Here is an 18595-nt window from a genome sequence, read left to right as displayed (position 1 = left end):
TTTACGACGAGAAAAAAATAACAACCTTCCGGTTGTCATAAAGAGCCCGGTTCTGGGCTTTCATCATAAATTTAAGACCCGTAAATGCTCCATAACCCAAGAAGAAACGGCAGCGCCTCAAAACAAATAGGCGGCATCCGTTTCTACAATAGGTCATTATTACTTATGCTTGAGACTACTCTTCACCGCGGGTTAGAGTAATGCGATCTTCGTAAATTTCCTCAAGAGCAACACCAACAAATTTATGCGATCTAGGATTCTTCACATCTGTCTTGCCACCCTCACGCAATTGTCTAGCACGACGTGCAGCAGCGACAACGAGCGAATACTTACTGTCAACCTTAGTCATCATTTCATCAATGGATGGATATAGCACTGGGACACCTCTTCATAGTTTACTGTTAATACTTTTGACCTTCAGCATTAATTATCTGACTTTACAATGTTCGGCGATAATAATGCTTTCTATTCTCTTACAAGCCAGATCAATCTCATCATTCACAACAGCATAATCATAATGCTGCATTAAGTTGATCTCATCCTCCGCTACAGTCATGCGGTGATCGATCACATCTGGATGCTCAGTACCCCGTCCGCGAATGCGGTCCTTCAACTCGTCCATGGATGGAGGAAGAAGGAACACAAAAATCCCTTCAGGAAATTTTTCTTTGACTTTGAGAGCGCCTTGAACCTCAATTTCGAGAATAATGTCTTTGCCGCTATTGAGAGTTCTCTCCACAAAATCACGGGGAGTACCGTAATAATTACCTACGTACTCCGCGTATTCAAGCAATTGATCGGCTTCGATCATTGCCATAAATTCATCTTTGCTTTTGAAAAAATAGTTGACGCCATCTTCCTCACCCGCACGCGGACTGCGAGTAGTAGCAGAAACTGAGTAGACAAGTTCGGGCATCTTCGGACGTAGTGCTGTACAAACAGTACCTTTACCTACGCCGGAAGGTCCGGATAATATGATGAGCAATCCTTTTGACATAATACACTCCATTTAGTTGTTATTCGTCGTTGTCGTCATCTTTACTGGATAAGCGATGCGCCACAGTCTCCGGCTGTACAGCCGATAGGATGACATGATCACTATCTGTAATGATTACGGCACGAGTCCGTCGGCCATAGGTGGCGTCGATCAACATATGCCGATCACGTGCCTCCTGGATAATACGTTTGATTGGTGCAGATTCCGGACTGACGATAGAAATAATGCGGTTGGCAGACACAATATTTCCAAAGCCAATGTTAATAAGTTTGATTGCCATGTTCCGGTAGTTCCCCCCATAAAGTTCTATGCTATTACCTATTCCCGATTACTCTATGTTCGCAGCTTGTTCTCGAATCTTCTCCAGTTCTGCTTTCATATCTAGCACAAGACCCACGAGAGTTAGATGATTGCATTTCGATCCGATTGTATTTGTCTCACGGTTCATCTCCTGAATGAGAAAATCCAGTTTGCGTCCTACCGGTCCTTTCCCCTTCAGGAGGGCTCTGCATTGCTCGAAATGACTATACAACCGGGTCAACTCTTCATCAATATTACAGCGATCTGCAAAAATAGCGATCTCCATCCCGAATTTATGCTCATCAAAAGCGAACGTCCCATCATTTAGTTCATTCAATCGATGTCGAAGTTTCTCTCGATATTCAATGATTACGACAGGTGCAAGTTCAACCATTTCAGCATGCATGTTCTCAAGATGGTTCAGGCGCTGTTCAATATCTGCGGCTAGATAACTGCCTTCACGGGCGCGCATCTCCAGCAGAGACTGCAAACACTGCTCAAGTCCCGCCTCCAATACTTCGGAGTAGTCTTCTAATGTCGCAGACACGGCACCCGCAGCCTCGTCTTTGCTGTCCATAATACCGGGTATAGAAAGTATATCACGTAAAGTCAACTCACCCGTCAAACCATATTCGTTCTTAAGCTGCTCTGCTGCCTTTAGATAGGTCATTACAGCAGAGTGATTCAGAACCGGTCTAACAGTCGACTCATCGTGCTCTCTATTGATGGTAACATCTATTCTTCCCCGTTTGATGTGCTGTTGAACCTTTCTTCTCAACACATCCTCATAACCCGTCCAATCCCGGGGCATCCGCAGTACAACTTCGCAGTACCGGTGATTCACCGATTTCACTTCGAACATAATCTTGTAGCCGCCGAATTGCAGGGACGATTGACCGTATCCGGTCATGCTAAATGACAACGGAATCACATCCATTACACTATTGTAATTGATTATTACTAGCGAAACAAGGGGGACAATTTGCGTCCTGATTTCTCCCACACATACTCCATAAGCTGTGCGCTCATATCGTAGAACATGAACGGAGTCATTAGATAGATCCCATTAAAATGGGCAGTAGCAACATCTAACAGTTCCTTAGCGATAGCGACACCTTCTGCTCTTCCAGCTTCCCCTTCAAGTCCCTTCATGCGGTTGCGGACATCGTCCGTAAGCTGAATACCGGGAACCTCATTATGTAGAAACTCTGCATTACGTCCGCTTGCGAGTGGCATAACCCCAATGAATACGGGGATTTCCAGATGTGCTGTTGCCTCAGCTATCTTCACGATAAGTTCCTGATCATAGACAGGCTGGGTCATAATATAGTCGGCACCAGAGGCAATTTTCTTCTCCAGACGTTGCACTGCCTTATCCAAATGTTTAACATTCGGGTTAAATGCAGCTCCGATTACAAAATTCGCTTTCTGTTTCAACGGTTTACCTGAGAAGGAAATCCCGTCATTCAGCTGCTTGATCATTCTAATAATCTCAAAAGAGGTTAAATCATAAACCGAGCTTGAGCCGGGAAGATCTCCAAATTTCGCAGGATCACCTGTTACGGCCAGCACATGATCAATTCCAAGCGCATCAAAACCCATCAAATGGGATTGAGTACCAATTAAATTACGATCCCGGCAAGCAATATGCACTAGCGGACGAAGTCCAGTTTTAGCGTGCACCAAATGCCCCAAAGCCATATTGCTCATCCGTGTAACAGCCAGGGAGTTGTCGGCGAGGGTCAACGCATCCGCCCCTGCTCTTCTAAGCGCTTCTGCGCCCTGCATAAACTTTGTGATATCCAATTCGCGAGGTGGATCAAGCTCAACAATGACCGTATGTCGTTCCTTGACCAGATCAACCAGATTTGGCTCTCTACCCTCTCTATCATCATCGCCAAAATTATCTTGCAGCGATACACGCTCCACAGTAGGTGGCAACGGTTGAGCAAGCGGTTGCGGTACATAATTCTTCAGTGCAGACGAGATTTCTGCAATATGCTGCGGAGTTGTACCACAGCAACCACCGATTATCCGGCAGCCCATCTCCGCAAAAGTCTGCGCCATTTGCCCAAAATATTCTGGTGAAGCCCCGTACCGGTATTCTCCGTCTACATAATCCGCTACACCCGCATTTGGATACACAGAAGCTGGCAGAACCAGACTCCCTTGTACAGCTTTTAGCGCTCGCTTCATTCCGTTCGGGCCTGTGTTACAGTTAAATCCAATAACATCAGCGCCATCGCCTTCCAGGATACGAAAAGCTTCCGGCAAAGTTAATCCATCTAATGTGCGCGCTGTTTCATCGACAGCTAATTGGCAAACTACAGGAAGCGAGCTGATCTTGCGGAGCGTTCTTAGAGCTAAATGCAGTTCCTCAACATCGTAGAAGGTTTCCAGCATAATGCCATCTACGTCCTCTTCTAACAATGCAGCAATCTGCTGTGTAAAATATTTTTTCAGCTCTGTGGAAGAGAGATTCGCACGTTTGCCCGCACGAATAGATCCCACAGCTCCTAATACATACCCATGATCTCCAGCAGCCCGGCGAGCGATTCTAACTCCGGCTCGATTAATTTCCTCAACCTTGGATTCTAGACCATATTTGGACAGCCTGTCATAGTTCGCCGAGAAGGTGTTGCTTTCCAGCAGCACTGCCCCTGCCTCAATATAGCTGCGGTGAACATCTTCGATTACCCCCGGAGAGGTCAAATTTAATTCTTCATAGGAAATGCCGACTGGGAAACCCTTCTGATATAAGTAGGTGCCCATCGCTCCGTCTCCGACTAAAACTTTATTTCCCCATGCGGAACGTAAATCCGGCTTCACAACAAGATCCTCCCCTGCCACATTAGTTTCTAACTTTAGTTTCATACTAATGTAACATAAATCGGTATGGATGATAAGCTTTCCAAAAGAAAAGCATTTAGCCCAAAATATCCACCATGCATGTTCATCTATAAAAAGCTTCATACTAACGTTAATGCTGTTATTTCCATAAAGGAGAGAATACTTTGAAGAAAAAAACAAGAAAGTTTCTGATCCGAAAATACGCTGTAACTTTACTGCTAGCCACTCTCTGCTTACTGTATATTTATTTGCTAGATTGGCTGTATGGCTATGGGCTGGGTAACGTCGGCTATATCCTTAATTATCTGTTCTATACCGCCTCAGAGAAAGCTACTGCTTGTATTTTGCTGCTCTGCTTGTTCATCCCCGATATCTATTACTGGAAAACAGGACATCAACCAGAACGTGGCGGGGAAAGATGACTTCTTATCGCCGCAACGATGACAAGAATTACAGGGATCAACACCATAAAGAAGGGAAAAATCGTATATAACAATCTCCCTCCCTCATTAATATGTTCAGTAAAGCTCCGCGCGTTCAACATCGAGCTGAACAGAATGATCAGAGCACAGGGATAGACCATTCTCCGGTAAGGAATCTTGAACAATTCGGAAATCCCTATAAGTGCGGCCGCAAAAAACACTGACATTTTGAAAAAAACGCCGATAATCAGCACCATAACAACTAGAATATCCACCCGTTGAATAAAATCGGAGATTGAAATCTTGCTAATCGTGGGCATCAGAGGTAGGGGTGAACGTTTCACAATATCTGTGCCAAGCACGGAGATATTCAGCATCATAGTCAGACTTAAGAGCAAACCTGAAAAAAATATCCCTGCTCCGATGACCCAAGGACCTTTTTTAACATTGTTCAGATAGGGCATTAGCATGGTAAAACAAATCATTTCACCAAAAGGGAACATATAATTCTGGCGAATGACAGATTCGATCACAGGCTGGAACCCATTCTCAAAAACAGGAAGCAATCGATTCAAATTAATTGAACCCGATAACATCAGCATAATCGAGCAAAATATACCGATCAGCATTACGAGAGTTGCGAATACCAATGAAGTTCGGGATAACACCTCTACTCCTTTATGCAAAACATACGCAGAAGATAAGATCATCAATGTAGATATGATAAACAAAGGTGTGCGATGCATAGTAGCCATAACCAGCATAGAACTGCCATCCCGTAAATCACGACCCGCTAAATTGAGAAAAAGGATAATGTAGAGAACGGAAATCACTGTACCTAAGGATCCTCCCAGCAGCTTGCGGGTATAGGCCGTTAAGGGGAGTTCCGGAAACTTTCTATACAAATAAGTGTACCCCGAAAATACAATCAAACCGATCAAAGTTCCGAGCAGTATGGAAATCCACGCATCTTTACCAGACTCCATCCCAAGATTCACCACCAGCGCTGTTCCCAGTTCAAACAACAATGTCAACGTGAAAAATTGGAGTAGTCCTATTTTTATTTTCCCCATAGCTGCCCCTCCTTTATTGTCATTACTTATTCTTGGACTGAAAGGAATCACTCCGCATATCTGTATGCCTGATCACAGCATCCGTATTGATATTAACCTGGCAGGTTTCAAATATACGGTCCCAATGATCTTTTACTTGTTTCCAGCCACGTGGATTAGCTCTTTCTACTGCTTCACCAAAACCTAGATAATCACTTTTTAACGAACGGGCAGTTGCTATGGCAGCGCGGATCTGCTCTTGAATATTCTTTTCCAAAAGCTTCGAAAGATCATTTAACACTGTTGGATCTGTTAGATCCAAGCCATTGGGCGATTCCTTTAATCCAGCCTGCTGAGTGACGTTAATCGTGAAGACAGGATGCTCTATGTCTTTCGCATCAGCGTGGATATGTACCTGTGATAAATACACATTAAACGATATATAATCATTCTCACCAATCGAGACCAGCACCGGCATCTGAGAGATTTTATTCTTAAGCAGAACGGTACCGATCGCTTCCTCGCCGAGCAGCCATCCTTTAAGCTTGTCTTCTTTAAACGCTGCAAGACCCGTAACTTTTATTATGGCCTCCGGTCTTATTTTTTTTAAATTATCATTACTTTCCCTCTGCTCCAAATCTCCAGTCACTAGCACGCCATTGATCACTGGCCCCCCACCAGCAACCTGTATCCCCCGGATAATATCATCCACTTCCATCCGATAGTTATATCCAAATTGCTTGGAGGTTGTCTGTAGCTTCTCCACCAAATCATTGGCTGGAATCCTTCCGAACACGGTCATAGTCGTCATACATTCACTAGCAGGCTGTCCCTTGGAAATAAAAATCAGGCTTGTCAGCCGGGTTTCACTTTCCCTTTCCAACACATCCATGATATCCTTGATGCCTTCTTGCGCGAACTTCTCGGAAATGATGACCACCCGAATATGTCCTAAAGACAAAAAACGTGCAGTCTGACGCGAGGCATTAGCTAGTGCTTCAAACATAGAGCGGCCGCTACCTTTATATACCGATACAGGTGAAGTCCCTCTAGCGTTCTTCCCAGAGATTTCGTCAGCAACGATAACCTGAAAAGACAATACGTACTTCTCTTCTTCTGTAGGTCCTCTATCTATGGCCACACCGGAAACGATGGCTCTTCTGTTTAATTCCACACTATCCCAGCAGCCTGTGAGACTAAGACAGATCAATATGCATGGTAAAAGTCCTGCTAAGAAAAAATTGCATTTACTCAGAATCTTGCTTTCGTTTCTTATGCGGCTGTGTCCCTTTAGTCTTATCAAGAATTTTTGGAGATAGGTTCTGTTCATGTCCGGCTGTGATCTCCTTCCCTTCTGAAATATTCCCTTGCTGCGCAGTAGCAGGAGCTGGCTCTGCTGTGCCAAGCGCCCACAAAGGCAGCCTTAAGACGGCATCCTTTTGACCTCTGGATGACAAAGGCACGATTGGAGACAAATAAGGAACGCCAAAAGAACGCAGACTGTTGATATGTGCAACCAGTACGATTAAACCCAATGTAATTCCGTAAAAACCAAACATACCAGCCAATATCAAAAAACCAAAGCGGATAATTCTGCCCGCAATCGCCATGTTATAGGCTGGAATGGCAAAGCTCGCAATCCCGGTCAATGCGACCACAATCACCATAACGGGCGTAATAATTCCAGCCTCTACTACGGCCTGACCAAGAATCAGAGCACCTACTACAGATACGGTCTGCCCAACTGCACGCGGCATTCTTACTCCCGCTTCCCGGATGATCTCAAACGCACCTTCCATTAGAATCGCTTCTACAAAAGCGGGGAAAGGCACATTTTCCCGTTGCGATAAAAGGTTGATCAGTAAAGTTGTAGGGATCATCTCATAATGAAACGTCGTTAAAGCTATATACACGGAAGGCCCTAGAATAAGCACGATAAAACTGATATACCGAATAATTCGCATCAGAATTGCAATATCGAACCTTTGCGCATAATCCGAAGCAGACTGAAAAAAAAGAGTGAAAACCGCTGGCAAAATCAATACAAAGGGGGTGCCATCAACGACAATCACTACCCTCCCTTCTAACAGATTCGTTGCAGCAACGTCTGGCCGCTCGCTGTTATTGATAGTCGGAAAAGGGGTAAAGGTCTTATCCTGAATCAGCTCTTCGATATAACCGGATTCCATGATGGCATCTACATTAATCTGCTGCAGCCGTTTTCTAACTTCTTCAACCAGCTTCTCGTCCGCAGTATCCTTGATATACATTAAAGCCACATCGGTCTGAGTTACCGACCCGATCTTCACATGCTCGAGTCTTAGTTTGGGTGATCTTATTCTTCTGCGTATTAATGAGACATTCGTAGCCAAAGATTCAACAAAGCTATCCTTTGGACCACGCACAACTAGCTGAGTGGAGGGTTCAGTGACAGAACGAGCTTCCCCTCCTTCAGTCTCACACATGATGGCACTGTCATAACCTTCAATGAGAATCAGTGTCTTCCCAGAAAGAATTCCGAGCAGCACCTCGTTCCAATCCCCCTGCAGCTGCGCTTCACCTATTTCCAGGGCACGGTTTAAGATGAGGTCATTCAGATTGTTTGCTGTAGTATTACTTTCCTTGAGCATCTCATCCGTTATGGAGAGCAATGAACCCATTACAAATTGATTAACGGTTTCTGTCTTAGCTAGACCATTAAGATGTACCGCAGCAGCCTCAACAAAGGATTGCTCACCAAGCCTTACCTGGCGGATTCTAAGATCCGGACTATCTCCCAGCTCGTTAATGATATTGTTTAGCGTCTGCTCCAGATGAATGGTTAATCTGGCTCCAAAACCTGGACCCGCCGGGTCTGCTTGCTGTCCCTTACCGGATTTATTTCTTTTAGTTAACCCGTTGATGTTCAACAAGCTTCCCTCCTTTTTTTCATAAGCATTGTAGTATTATTCTCGGTTACTCCTTCCATTATTCGGCTGCTTAAAGTCACATCAGGTTAGAAACACAAAAAAGGCAGTCCAAGAATGCGCTCTTGGACTGCCTTTTTTGTTCTTTTTTTATATTGCTACACTGCCCGTGAATACGACCTCAGCAGGTCCAGTCATATACACATGATTATCCTCTTCATTCCATTCTATATAGAGATCGCCGCCCTTTAGACTAATCCAAGCTGCCCGGTCTGTAAGATCATTCAGCACAGAGGAGACAAGGGTTGCACAGGCTCCAGTGCCACAGGCAAGCGTAGGTCCTGCCCCACGTTCCCAGACACGCATATCCACTCTCCCCCGATCCAGTACCGTTGCGAATTCAACGTTTACTTTTCTCGGGAACAAAGGATGTACCTCAAGCTTAGGTCCCCATGTGGCAAGATCAAAATTCACTGCATCTTCTACGTAAATCACGCAATGAGGATTTCCCATGGATACCGCTGTGAACTTAAATTCGGTTCCGTCCGCTTCAATCGGCTGAGAGAGCACTGGCTCTGCATCAATAGATACTGGAATTTGCAGACCGGACAATACAGGTTCGCCCATATCTACGGTTACAGTCTCCACAACACCGTCTTTAACGTTTAAAGTAACCTTTTGTTCTCCGGCACCAATCGTTTCTATTACAATCTGCTCTGAGCTTACCATTCTGTGGTCATATACATATTTAGAGACACAGCGAATAGCATTTCCGCACTGCTCCGCTTCCGAACCATCAGAATTCATAATACGCATCATGAAATCGCCACGCGCAGAGGGCAGGATATATACCAGTCCGTCAGCACCGATTCCAAAGAACCGGTTACACAGGGTTACAGCAAGCTCCGCTGCATTACTTGGCAGCTCTTGCTCACCGAAAACAACGATGAAGTCATTACCGAGGCCGTGCATTTTTGTAAATTCCATTAAAAGTCCACTCCTAAAGGTTTTGTTATGTTAGCATTCGCTTAAGCTTAAGGTTCTGTGTAATTTAGCATTTCGCAAGCATATGAGCGGTTAACTGCAACAAGTATACCTTTAGGAATGGAGCATTAGTATTGACTTTATGCTGAAATTTTTGTACTTTTTATCATCGTACTGCCGCTGCGCCCACGATTACGTTTGCCGCCCCAAACACTGCCGGCACCCATCAAGAAGGTTGGGATCCCCGCTGTTACAAACACCAGACACCATTCGCGGAAATTGAGCGGCACTGTTTTGAAGACAGGCTGGAGCACAGGTATATACATTACGGCCAGCATCAGTAAGACTGATGACAATACGGCAAGCACTAGATACTTATTCTGGAACGGATTGCGGTGGAACACTGAGCGCGAGCTGCGGCAATCGAAGACGTGGATCAACTGTGCCATAACGAGTGTAGCAAAAGCCACCGACTGTGCCCGAATCAATTGTGCAGGATTCTCTGGTGCTATACGTAAAGTTAGCCAAAATGCTCCCAGCGTACATAAGCCAATTAAGAGTCCACGGCTTATAATTTTCCAGCCTAAGCGGCGGGCAAAAATATTCTCTTTCGCACCACGCGGTTTATGCTCCATCAAATCCTTCTCGGGCTGATCCACGCCAAGGGCCATCGCTGGCAGTCCGTCTGTCACTAGATTGACCCATAGGATTTGAATGGGAACGAGTGGCAATGGCAGAGCGAGCATCATGGCAAAGAACATTGTCAGAATTTCTCCTACATTGGATGCCAACAAATAACGAATGAATTTACGAATATTCTCATAGATGTTTCTGCCTTCTTCGATGGCAGCAACGATCGTAGAGAAGTTATCATCTCCGAGAACAAGTGATGATGCTTCCTTTGTCACATCTGTGCCTGTGATACCCATGGCTATTCCAATATCCGCAGCCTTAATGGCTGGAGCGTCATTCACTCCATCTCCGGTCATAGCCACTACGTGACCATGACGTTGTAGCGATTTAACGATCCGAAGCTTATGCTCTGGAGATACGCGGGCGAATACATACACATTGTCCGATACCTTATCCAGCTCATCATCATCCATCCGGGTTAACTGAGCACCTGTCAGCACCGTTCCACCACGCTGCAGAATTCCCAGCTGGTGTGCAATAGCCTCGGCAGTTGTACCATGGTCACCGGTAATCATAACTGTCTTGATCCCGGCACGGCGTGTGACGCTGATGGCATCGCGGACTTCACGACGTGGCGGATCAATCATTCCTGCCAAACCAACAAAGACTAATTGATTCTCCGCATCCTTTTCACTATTCACATGTTCATTTGGACGCATATCCCGGTAAGCCATACCTAGCACACGAAGAGCTCCAGAAGCCATCTGCTCATTGGCATCAAGCACCTTCTGCCGCAAAGTTGGCGTACAAGGCACAACACCGCCCTCCCAAAGCATGTACGAGCAGCGATTGAGCAATACATCGGGCGCACCTTTTGTACATACCATCCGTCCTCCAGGATGGCCTACGATCACAGACATCAGCTTCCGTTCAGAATCAAACGGAAATTCCTGTTCACGAGTGTAGGTTACAGCAAGCGTCTGAGCGGTCAGTCCCATCTTTCCTGACAGTGCCACGAGCGCTCCTTCTGTCGGGTCGCCCTTTAGTTCCCAAACGGAAGTGTTGTCTGCAGACTTTTCAAGAATAGCATCCTTATCCTTCCCTTTGCGTTTGCCCCGCACTTCAGACTGGAAGGTCTCGATGATTTCTGCGTTGCTGCATAATGCGCCGACCTGCAACATCCGCCGTAAACTTTGATCATGTTTTAGATCCACTGCTTTGCCTTTCTCCAGAACCTGTCCATTTGGAGCATACCCTTCGCCTGTTACCTCAAGACCACGTCCACCCGTCCACAATCGGGTCACCGTCATTTTATTCTGCGTTAAAGTTCCTGTCTTGTCTGAACAGATTACCGAGGCACAGCCCAGCGTTTCCACTGACGGCAATTTACGAACGATAGCTTTGCGTTTGATCATCCGCTGCACACCTAGCGCAAGCGCAATAGTTACAATAGCGGGGAGCCCTTCCGGAATCGCGGCAACTGCCAAGCTCACACCCGCCAAGAACATGGAGGTGGCAGGCTGTCCATGCAGAATACCTGCTGCCACAACTACAATTGTCAATCCCAGAGATACGTAGATCAGAATCTTCCCTAGCTGCTCAAGCCGATGCTGCAAAGGCGTTTCCTGAGAATCCGTATTTTGGATTAGATCTGCTATCTTACCCATTTCCGTATTCATACCGGTACGAATTACAACAGCTCGCCCTGTTCCTCTGGTTACCATAGTACCCATGAAGCCTAAATTCTTCTGATCACCAAGCGGAATCTCTTCTGCACGGATCGCTTCTGAATGCTTCGAGACAGGCAATGATTCCCCAGTAAGTGCGGATTCTTCCACATATAGAGCACTGCAATCCAACCAGCGTACATCGGCAGGAATCCGATCGCCACTCTCCAGCAAGACAATATCGCCTGGCACCAACAGCTTGGCTGGGATAATCTCGCTATTCCCTCCACGTAGTACTTTGGCAGAAGGTGCGGAGAGCTGCTTTAAAGCTCTTAGCGAACGTTCGGCGCGAAACTCCTGAACAAATCCAAGCGCTCCATTCAGTAGGATAATCGCGATGATCGTGATGGCATCCAAGTATTCGCCTAGCAACCCGGATACAAGCGTCGCACCCATGAGCACAAGCACCATGAAATCCTTGAACTGGTTCAACAGCAGGGTAAACGGAGATACCGTCTTTCCTTCCGACAGCTCGTTATACCCGTTCTCCTTTCGTCTCTCCGCGGCTTCCTCATCACTGAGGCCCGTCCTTGGCTGGACATTGAACATTTTCTGCAGCTCTTCTGCACCGAGACGGTGCCAACTGTTTTGTTCCATGACTTTTCTTTCCCTCCCGGTCGTTTCTTTACTTCCGGCGGCGCACAGCTTTTCCACCTGTTCATGACAAATGTATTCAAGGTCGTCCAATAATATCACCCCTAACCAATTCCCCTTTTGCGCGAATGTCCTAAAGTATGGCATCATAGAGAGGTAAGCATAAACATCTTTGGCGTCCTTATAAGGACAGGCAGGCGTTTGAGCGAAAAATATAAGACCTAAAGTATGGTGTGAAACTTTTACTTTCTTATATTTAAGAAATTCATTTCACGGCGACAGGAGAGCTTTATCATGGCATTAGACGGCATTGTTACCCGAGCTATCGTGCACGAATTGCAATCATTCATAGGTGCACGTATAGGAAAAATATATCAACCGAACAACCACGATTTAATTTTTAACCTGCGCGGCGCAGGTGGCGGCGGCAAGCTGCTGCTCTCTGCTAATCCAACGTATCCTCGGGTGCATTTTACCGAAAGAAACAGCATTAATCCTTCGGAAGCACCCATGTTCTGCATGCTTATGCGGAAGCATTGTGAGGGAGGGACCATTGAAAGCATTACGCAGGTTGGCATGGAACGAATTATTCACATAAACGTCAAGACTAGAGATGAGCTTGGTGACGTATTCGCCAAAAAGATCATCATTGAGCTCATGGGTCGGCACAGTAACATCATTCTAACTGATCTCAGCTCTGGAACGATCATAGACGGCATTCATCATGTAACTCCATCGATTAGCAGCTATCGGATTGTGATGCCTGGCATCGCGTACACAGAGCCGCCACAGCAGCATAAGCTGAACCCTTTGGAGATTGGCCAGGAGCAATTTCTCAATTTAATCTCGGCTGCTGAAGAAGCTGCACTGATAGAGGATGTTGAGGAGGAAGCTGAGCCAGAAGAAATCATTGAGGGAGAGCTTGCTAATCTGATCACAAAAGAAGCAGTAGAGCAAAAACCTGACGGCTCTGGCGGTCCTTCTCCCTCAGCTGACCCGGTGGGCTGGATGGTACATGCTTTCAGCGGAATGAGCCCGCTGATTGCTGGTGAAATTGCTCTTCGTCTGAGAAACACCTTGGATAAAGGCGAAGTTACAGAATCCGAAGCAGCGTTTCCGAAACAGTTATGGGTTGCCTTCCATTCCGTAATGGGCCCCGTACGTGATAACGAATTTTCTCCTGTTGCAGGTGCAAACGCAAAAGGTAAGATGATTTTTTCTGCGATCCCCTTAACACTTCTGGGTGAGAGTGCGAAACATTACAATTCCATAAGTGAATGTATGGAGGATTATTACGGGGATAAAGCCGAGCGCGATACTGTAAAGCAACGGGTGAGTGATTTGATCCGTTTCCTCAGCAATGAACGGAGCAAAAACGTTAAGAAACTCGCGAATTTGCAGAAGGATCTCGACGAGGCTCAGGATGCTGATCGTTACCGCATTTGGGGTGAGTTGCTTTTCGCTTCATTACACACGGTATCCAAAGGGGATAAAGAAGCGTCCTTGGTCAATTATTATGATGAAAATCAGGCGGAAATGGTGGTTCCGCTCGATCCGTTATTAAATCCTTCGGACAATGCACAACGTTATTTCAAAAAATACAACAAATATAAAAATAGTCTGCTTGTCATTAATGAACAGCTTTTGAAGACGCATGAGGAAATTTTGTATATGGAGAGTTTGCTGCAGCAACTTGCCCACGCTTCCCTCAACGACATTGAGGAAATCCGCGATGAGCTTGTAAGCCAAGGTTATCTGCGTGACCGGAGCAAAAAGGGTAAAAAGAAGAAAAAGGCCACCCGACCCACATTACAGGTCTTCACCTCTTCAGAAGGAATCGATATTTATGTCGGCAAAAACAATTTGCAGAACGAATACGTCACCAATCGGCTGGCTTCTCCGAATGATACTTGGCTGCATACCAAGGACATCCCCGGATCACACGTGGTCATCCGAAGTGAGCAATTTGGAGATGCAACGCTAGAAGAAGCCGCTCAGCTTGCCGCTTATTTCAGCCAAGCCAAACAGTCCAGCAGTGTGCCTGTGGACTGTACATTGATCCGCTATGTACGTAAGCCAAGCGGCTCCAAACCGGGATTTGTAATCTATGATCATCAAAAGACACTGTTCGTCACACCTATTGAGGAAAGAATTAAGAGTCTTCCAAATACTTTGAGAAGCTAAATACTAGATATAAAGAAACCTCCAGCTGCAGATGTTGAACATCTAAGGCTGGAGGTTTTTTATAATTTGCTCCGCAAATCGACTAATTTCATGCCTTTTTGTTTAAAAACTTCAGTACTTCTGTAGAAACCGTAACACTGCCGATATCCCCGTGAAAAATCACGCCTTGACGGGCACCATGAAAGTCAGAACCTCCGGTTATTAACAGATTATAATCCTCAGCCAGAACTTGGTAACGTTCTTCTTCCGCAGGTCCATGATCAGAGTGATAGACCTCAATCCCTTTAAAAGCGCCTTGCTCCAGAATATCTCGCACCAGAAGGTCATCCCCGTACAAGCCCGGGTGGGCTAATACTGGAGACCCTCCTGCCTCAATGATCCACTCGCAAGCTTCCTCCGGTGTGATTCTAGGAGGTGATACATAGGCCGCTGCACCTTCGGCCAAATACTTGTTGAAGGCATCTCTCATATCGGTAGCTGCCCCAAGCCGAACCAGCTCGTCGGCAATATGTGGCCGGCCGATGCTTTCATCAGGCTTCAATTCCCGCCCGATCCCCGCTATAACCTGTTCCAAGGTAATCGCAATCCCAAGGTCTTGCAGCTTGGTAATTATCGCTTCATTCCTAAGTGCCCGGGTATCTCTTAGCCCTTCCAAACGTGAGAGAAATTGTTCATTCTCAGGATCAACATAATAGCCCAGCACATGAATGTCTTTGCCACCAGCACGCGTACTGATCTCTACACCAGGCACAACGGTTATTCCGTACTTCTCTCCTGCTTCACAGGCTTCCTTCACGCCAGCTACTGTATCATGATCCGTAATGGCAACAGCGCTTAGCCCCTTCTCCTTAGCAAGCCGTACATTCTCCGCTGGCAGCTGCATGCCGTCAGAGGCTTGAGTATGGGTATGGAGGTCGCATACATCCTTAGCAGATAGGTTACCTGCATTCTCCCACTCTTCCCGCAGAATCCCCATTTTTATGGCATCATAGTATTCTCCTCGCACGATTCGTGCTTTACGGACGCGAGCTTCCTCCACCATGCCACATTTCGCTGCCAATCCGATCATTCTTTTATTCCCTGACCAGGTGCCTATTCCAAGACGGACTGTATCAAGAGAATTAAATAAATAATCTATCCACATCTTAAACGCTTCCGTACCGTAACCACCTGACCAATAACTAGAATCAAAGATTACTATACCAATCTCCATCCAGTTGGTTTCTTGCGATATCCAGTAGCGCCCTACTTTGCCCTTTACCTTGCCGTCTATTTCTATGATCAACAGGTTACGCGGGGTTTCTGTCTCAACTAACGCCAAATGACCTATGTAGTCCTCGGTAAACTTTTCGAATCTTTGATGTGCCAAGGATTTATAGGGACCATCCCATTTCAAGTGTTCACGGTCTTCAGCTTCATGATAGTGATAATAAAGCTTCTGAAAATCAGCCTCTGTAATATCGCGCAATACTAGCTTTTCTCCACGTAGAACAATTGACATTGTAATATCCCCCGCTTTAACTATCAGATTTGATTCGAATGCTCACGCAAATAAGTCAGGAAGGTTACTGCAGAAATTGGCAGCAGTGTTGATTTTAGATGAATGGCGTAGAATTGTCTTTTAAAAGAGGCATCGGAGATATTCACAATTTTCAACAGTCCCAGCGCAACTTCATGCTTAACCGAAGAGGTCGATATGATCGTTATGCCAAGACCTGCTTCCACCGCAGATTTTACAGCTCCCGTACTTCCAAGCTCCATCACGATCTTCATTGTTCCCGGATCAAGTCCCTTGGAGAACAACTGCTCTTCCATCACACGCCGCGTTCCTGAGCCCTGCTCACGCAATACAAAAGGATGCTGAAGCACTTGCTCCAAGGTAACCTCTTGCTGCTCCGCAAGTGGATGATCATGTGGCACGATCAACTTCAGCTCATCCCCCATCACGGGCTCGATCTCCATGTCTGGATGTGTGACCGGGGCTTCAATTAAACCAAAATTCAGTTGATGCTTGAGGATTTCCTCCATAATTTGCGAGGTGTTCATCACTTTCATCATAATTGAAATGTTAGGATATTGCTTTCCGAAAGGGCCTAACAGCCGTGGCAGCACGTATTCTCCTATCGTAAGACTCGCCCCAAGCTGCAGCCGCCCCTCCAGCATATGTGTGAATGCTGACATCGCTTGATCTGTCTCACGCATCAGCTGAATACTGCGCAGCGCGTATGGCATCAGGGTGTGCCCTGCTTCGGAGAGTACGATTTTTTTGGTGGAACGGTTAAACAATTTGGTGCCAAAATAATCCTCCAGTGCCTGTACCTGCATGGTCACAGCTGGTTGAGTCATATGTAAAGTCTGCGCCGCCGCCGAGAAGCTTCCCCGCTCGGAGACCGTATAAAAAATATGCAGCTGATGAAAGTTCATGCTTCGCAACTCCTTATATTACAAAAAGAACGTCCTTTAAAGACAACAATTGTTTCTCGTAAAAGCTTAAGAATATTATATTCGTGCAGTATATAAATTCTTATATTTTTAAAAAGGACATGCAGACTCGCCGCATGCCTCTTGCCCGTTTCTTTATAGACTATTTGCGTCTTCGTTTCTTCTTCGACAGCTTTGTGCGGTGAGAATTACGCAGCAGTGAAAAATAGGTCTTTAAATCTCTCAACTGTGGCATCTCCGAGATTCTCCCTAGAAACGAAACGATGATCATAGAATATAATGGCTGGCCTGAGAGATCTCTCTCACCTGTCAATTCCGTAAACTCAGCGATTACTACAGAGTCATCGTCAATTAAATATGCGTTATAATCACTGCTTGAAAAGGGCTTGATCCGATTCTGCATTAGGCACTGCCACATCCATGCAGCAACCTCTTCGGCATTGCTTGCACCATTGCTGATGCGGTCCATATAACGGCTCTTCGCATGATTTGTTATAACGATATCGGCGACCCTGTAATCGTTCAGCATGATGTGGAAGGGCTCATAAGTGCTGGGCCAATCCGTCCCCTTGTTGCGCATCATCATCACACTCCACCATAAGGGTCTTAGTATGCACTTAATGTTGTCATCTTACCTCATTGCCGAAAGTTGTACAAGTTTCTACCGTCGAGAGTAATGGCGTTTTTTTGTAAATAAGCATAAAAAAAACAGGCGCTGTTTAAGCGCCTGTTTATCTCCTGGAATCACATACTGTAATTACGGGACTTGTCCGGTCCATTACTAGTATACTCTGTCTTAATTTCGTTACGATAAGATCTTTCAATCTTTCGCACATAGGAGAGTCTGCGGACATTCTTCATAACTTCCTCGGCCCGTTCTGCATTTACATACATAACTGCATAATGCATTTTCCGAGAAACATAATGTAATGTTCCGTATTTCTCAAGGTTACGTGCCGCTTTAACGTCACTTACCCAAATGATGTATCCTGTCCGTTCCGCAAACATAAGCTAAACCGCCTTTCTCTCTCTAAATCCTAAGGGAAGCTTATCCGCAGGAGCATTTTCCCCCGCTGCCGCATCCACCTTTAGGGGAAGGATCATTACTTGGTACTTTAATGCTATCTGATACTGAAAAAGCAATCGCTTCCGACATGGAATGCAGAATGTCGTCAAGGGTCTTCTCTGCCAGCTTGAAACGAACAACTTCTTCGAACCGCTCCAGTTCCGCTTCTACTGCCGAAACCTCATCCTTTGCTGAATGATAATTCGGGTGGAAATGTCCGAATCGCTGTGTTTCTTCAAACAACTCCTTCTTAGTCTGAAGTCGTTTGACCATGGCCTGAATTTCGGGGTTCGTATCAACCCGTCCTTTCCAGTATAAGTAATCCGACACCTCGGCGGATTGATTAATCATATCGCCTAATTCATAGGCGTATGTCAGCACTTCAGCCATATCGACCGTATTTATTTCAGCTACGCTCATGAACTCAGCTCTTTTCTT

The 18595-nt window shown here is 45.8% G+C and carries 17 protein-coding genes and 1 pseudogene; 2 read left to right on the top strand and 16 right to left on the bottom strand.

The genetic code is table 11. The features are described 5' to 3' along the window. Window positions 1–175 precede the first annotated feature (175 nt). From rpoZ to MKZ09_RS13910, 5 genes are read right to left on the bottom strand one after another with little or no spacing between them, the layout of a single operon-like run. Window positions 176–376: a DNA-directed RNA polymerase subunit omega gene (gene rpoZ / locus MKZ09_RS13930; protein WP_036686188.1), complete on the bottom strand. Its 201-nt coding sequence runs from the start codon at window positions 374–376 to the stop codon at window positions 176–178. 51 nt (window positions 377–427) lie between these two features. Further along, complete coding sequence (gmk, locus tag MKZ09_RS13925) at window positions 428–997, bottom strand: guanylate kinase (protein WP_076129144.1); 570 nt, start codon at window positions 995–997, stop codon at window positions 428–430. Between the two features lie 19 nt (window positions 998–1016). Next, complete coding sequence (gene remA / locus MKZ09_RS13920) at window positions 1017–1277, bottom strand: extracellular matrix/biofilm regulator RemA (protein ID WP_006209218.1); 261 nt, start codon at window positions 1275–1277, stop codon at window positions 1017–1019. Window positions 1278–1325: 48 nt separating this feature from the next. Further along, entirely contained in the window at window positions 1326–2219 is an 894-nt protein-coding gene (locus MKZ09_RS13915) for a YicC/YloC family endoribonuclease (protein WP_036686185.1), read from the bottom strand. A 38-nt stretch (window positions 2220–2257) separates the two neighbouring features. Beyond that, a complete protein-coding gene (locus MKZ09_RS13910) occupies window positions 2258–4126 on the bottom strand; it encodes a bifunctional homocysteine S-methyltransferase/methylenetetrahydrofolate reductase (protein WP_076202503.1) in 1869 nt (622 codons plus the stop codon). Between the two features lie 185 nt (window positions 4127–4311). Between MKZ09_RS13910 and MKZ09_RS13905 the strand changes: the two genes are divergently transcribed. Continuing rightward, a complete protein-coding gene (locus tag MKZ09_RS13905; RefSeq protein WP_036686181.1) occupies window positions 4312–4569 on the top strand; it encodes a hypothetical protein in 258 nt (85 codons plus the stop codon). Here the strand turns inward: MKZ09_RS13905 and MKZ09_RS13900 are convergent. From MKZ09_RS13900 to MKZ09_RS13880, 5 genes are all read right to left on the bottom strand, one after another. Beyond that, complete coding sequence (locus MKZ09_RS13900; RefSeq protein WP_076202500.1) at window positions 4542–5642, bottom strand: GerAB/ArcD/ProY family transporter; 1101 nt, start codon at window positions 5640–5642, stop codon at window positions 4542–4544. The genes MKZ09_RS13905 and MKZ09_RS13900 overlap by 28 nt on opposite strands. 22 nt (window positions 5643–5664) lie before the next feature. Beyond that, the gene (locus MKZ09_RS13895) at window positions 5665–6951 is read right to left on the bottom strand and encodes a Ger(x)C family spore germination protein (protein ID WP_081394198.1); all 1287 of its coding nucleotides are present in this window, start codon (window positions 6949–6951) and stop codon (window positions 5665–5667) included. Next, a complete protein-coding gene (locus MKZ09_RS13890; RefSeq protein WP_076202497.1) occupies window positions 6869–8530 on the bottom strand; it encodes a spore germination protein in 1662 nt (553 codons plus the stop codon). Before MKZ09_RS13890 ends, MKZ09_RS13895 begins: the two co-directional genes overlap by 83 nt. A gap of 147 nt (window positions 8531–8677) precedes the next feature. After that, entirely contained in the window at window positions 8678–9514 is an 837-nt protein-coding gene (dapF, locus tag MKZ09_RS13885; protein ID WP_076202494.1) for a diaminopimelate epimerase, read from the bottom strand. A 137-nt stretch (window positions 9515–9651) separates the two neighbouring features. Next, window positions 9652–12468, bottom strand: a complete 2817-nt coding sequence (locus MKZ09_RS13880) for a calcium-translocating P-type ATPase, SERCA-type (protein ID WP_076136131.1) — start codon at window positions 12466–12468, stop codon at window positions 9652–9654. A 291-nt stretch (window positions 12469–12759) separates the two neighbouring features. Here MKZ09_RS13880 and MKZ09_RS13875 point away from each other — a divergent pair, with 291 nt between their 5' ends. Continuing rightward, on the top strand, window positions 12760–14649 hold the full coding sequence (locus MKZ09_RS13875; RefSeq protein WP_076202491.1) for an Rqc2 family fibronectin-binding protein: 1890 nt from the start codon (window positions 12760–12762) through the stop codon (window positions 14647–14649). A gap of 88 nt (window positions 14650–14737) precedes the next feature. On the opposite strand, the gene MKZ09_RS13870 is transcribed toward MKZ09_RS13875, so the two are convergent. From MKZ09_RS13870 to MKZ09_RS13845, 6 genes and pseudogenes are all read right to left on the bottom strand, one after another. Further along, entirely contained in the window at window positions 14738–15625 is an 888-nt protein-coding gene (locus MKZ09_RS13870; RefSeq protein WP_076202858.1) for a PHP domain-containing protein, read from the bottom strand. 72 nt (window positions 15626–15697) lie between these two features. Then, a pseudogene (locus MKZ09_RS13865) lies at window positions 15698–16150 on the bottom strand (GNAT family N-acetyltransferase); the annotation flags it as partial. Between the two features lie 23 nt (window positions 16151–16173). Next, a complete protein-coding gene (locus tag MKZ09_RS13860) occupies window positions 16174–17073 on the bottom strand; it encodes a selenium metabolism-associated LysR family transcriptional regulator (RefSeq protein WP_076129135.1) in 900 nt (299 codons plus the stop codon). Window positions 17074–17233: 160 nt separating this feature from the next. After that, the gene (locus MKZ09_RS13855; protein WP_076129159.1) at window positions 17234–17671 is read right to left on the bottom strand and encodes a hypothetical protein; all 438 of its coding nucleotides are present in this window, start codon (window positions 17669–17671) and stop codon (window positions 17234–17236) included. Between the two features lie 164 nt (window positions 17672–17835). After that, the gene (locus MKZ09_RS13850; RefSeq protein ID WP_036686170.1) at window positions 17836–18099 is read right to left on the bottom strand and encodes a YlbG family protein; all 264 of its coding nucleotides are present in this window, start codon (window positions 18097–18099) and stop codon (window positions 17836–17838) included. Window positions 18100–18139: 40 nt separating this feature from the next. Further along, on the bottom strand, window positions 18140–18577 hold the full coding sequence (locus MKZ09_RS13845; RefSeq protein ID WP_076129134.1) for a YlbF family regulator: 438 nt from the start codon (window positions 18575–18577) through the stop codon (window positions 18140–18142). Window positions 18578–18595: the final 18 nt, after the last annotated feature.

Source organism: Paenibacillus sp. FSL R5-0908 (assembly GCF_038006245.1).
Classification (GTDB): Bacteria; Bacillota; Bacilli; order Paenibacillales; family Paenibacillaceae; genus Paenibacillus_AQ; species Paenibacillus_AQ odorifer.
This window is presented reverse-complemented; position numbering and strand designations above follow the sequence as displayed.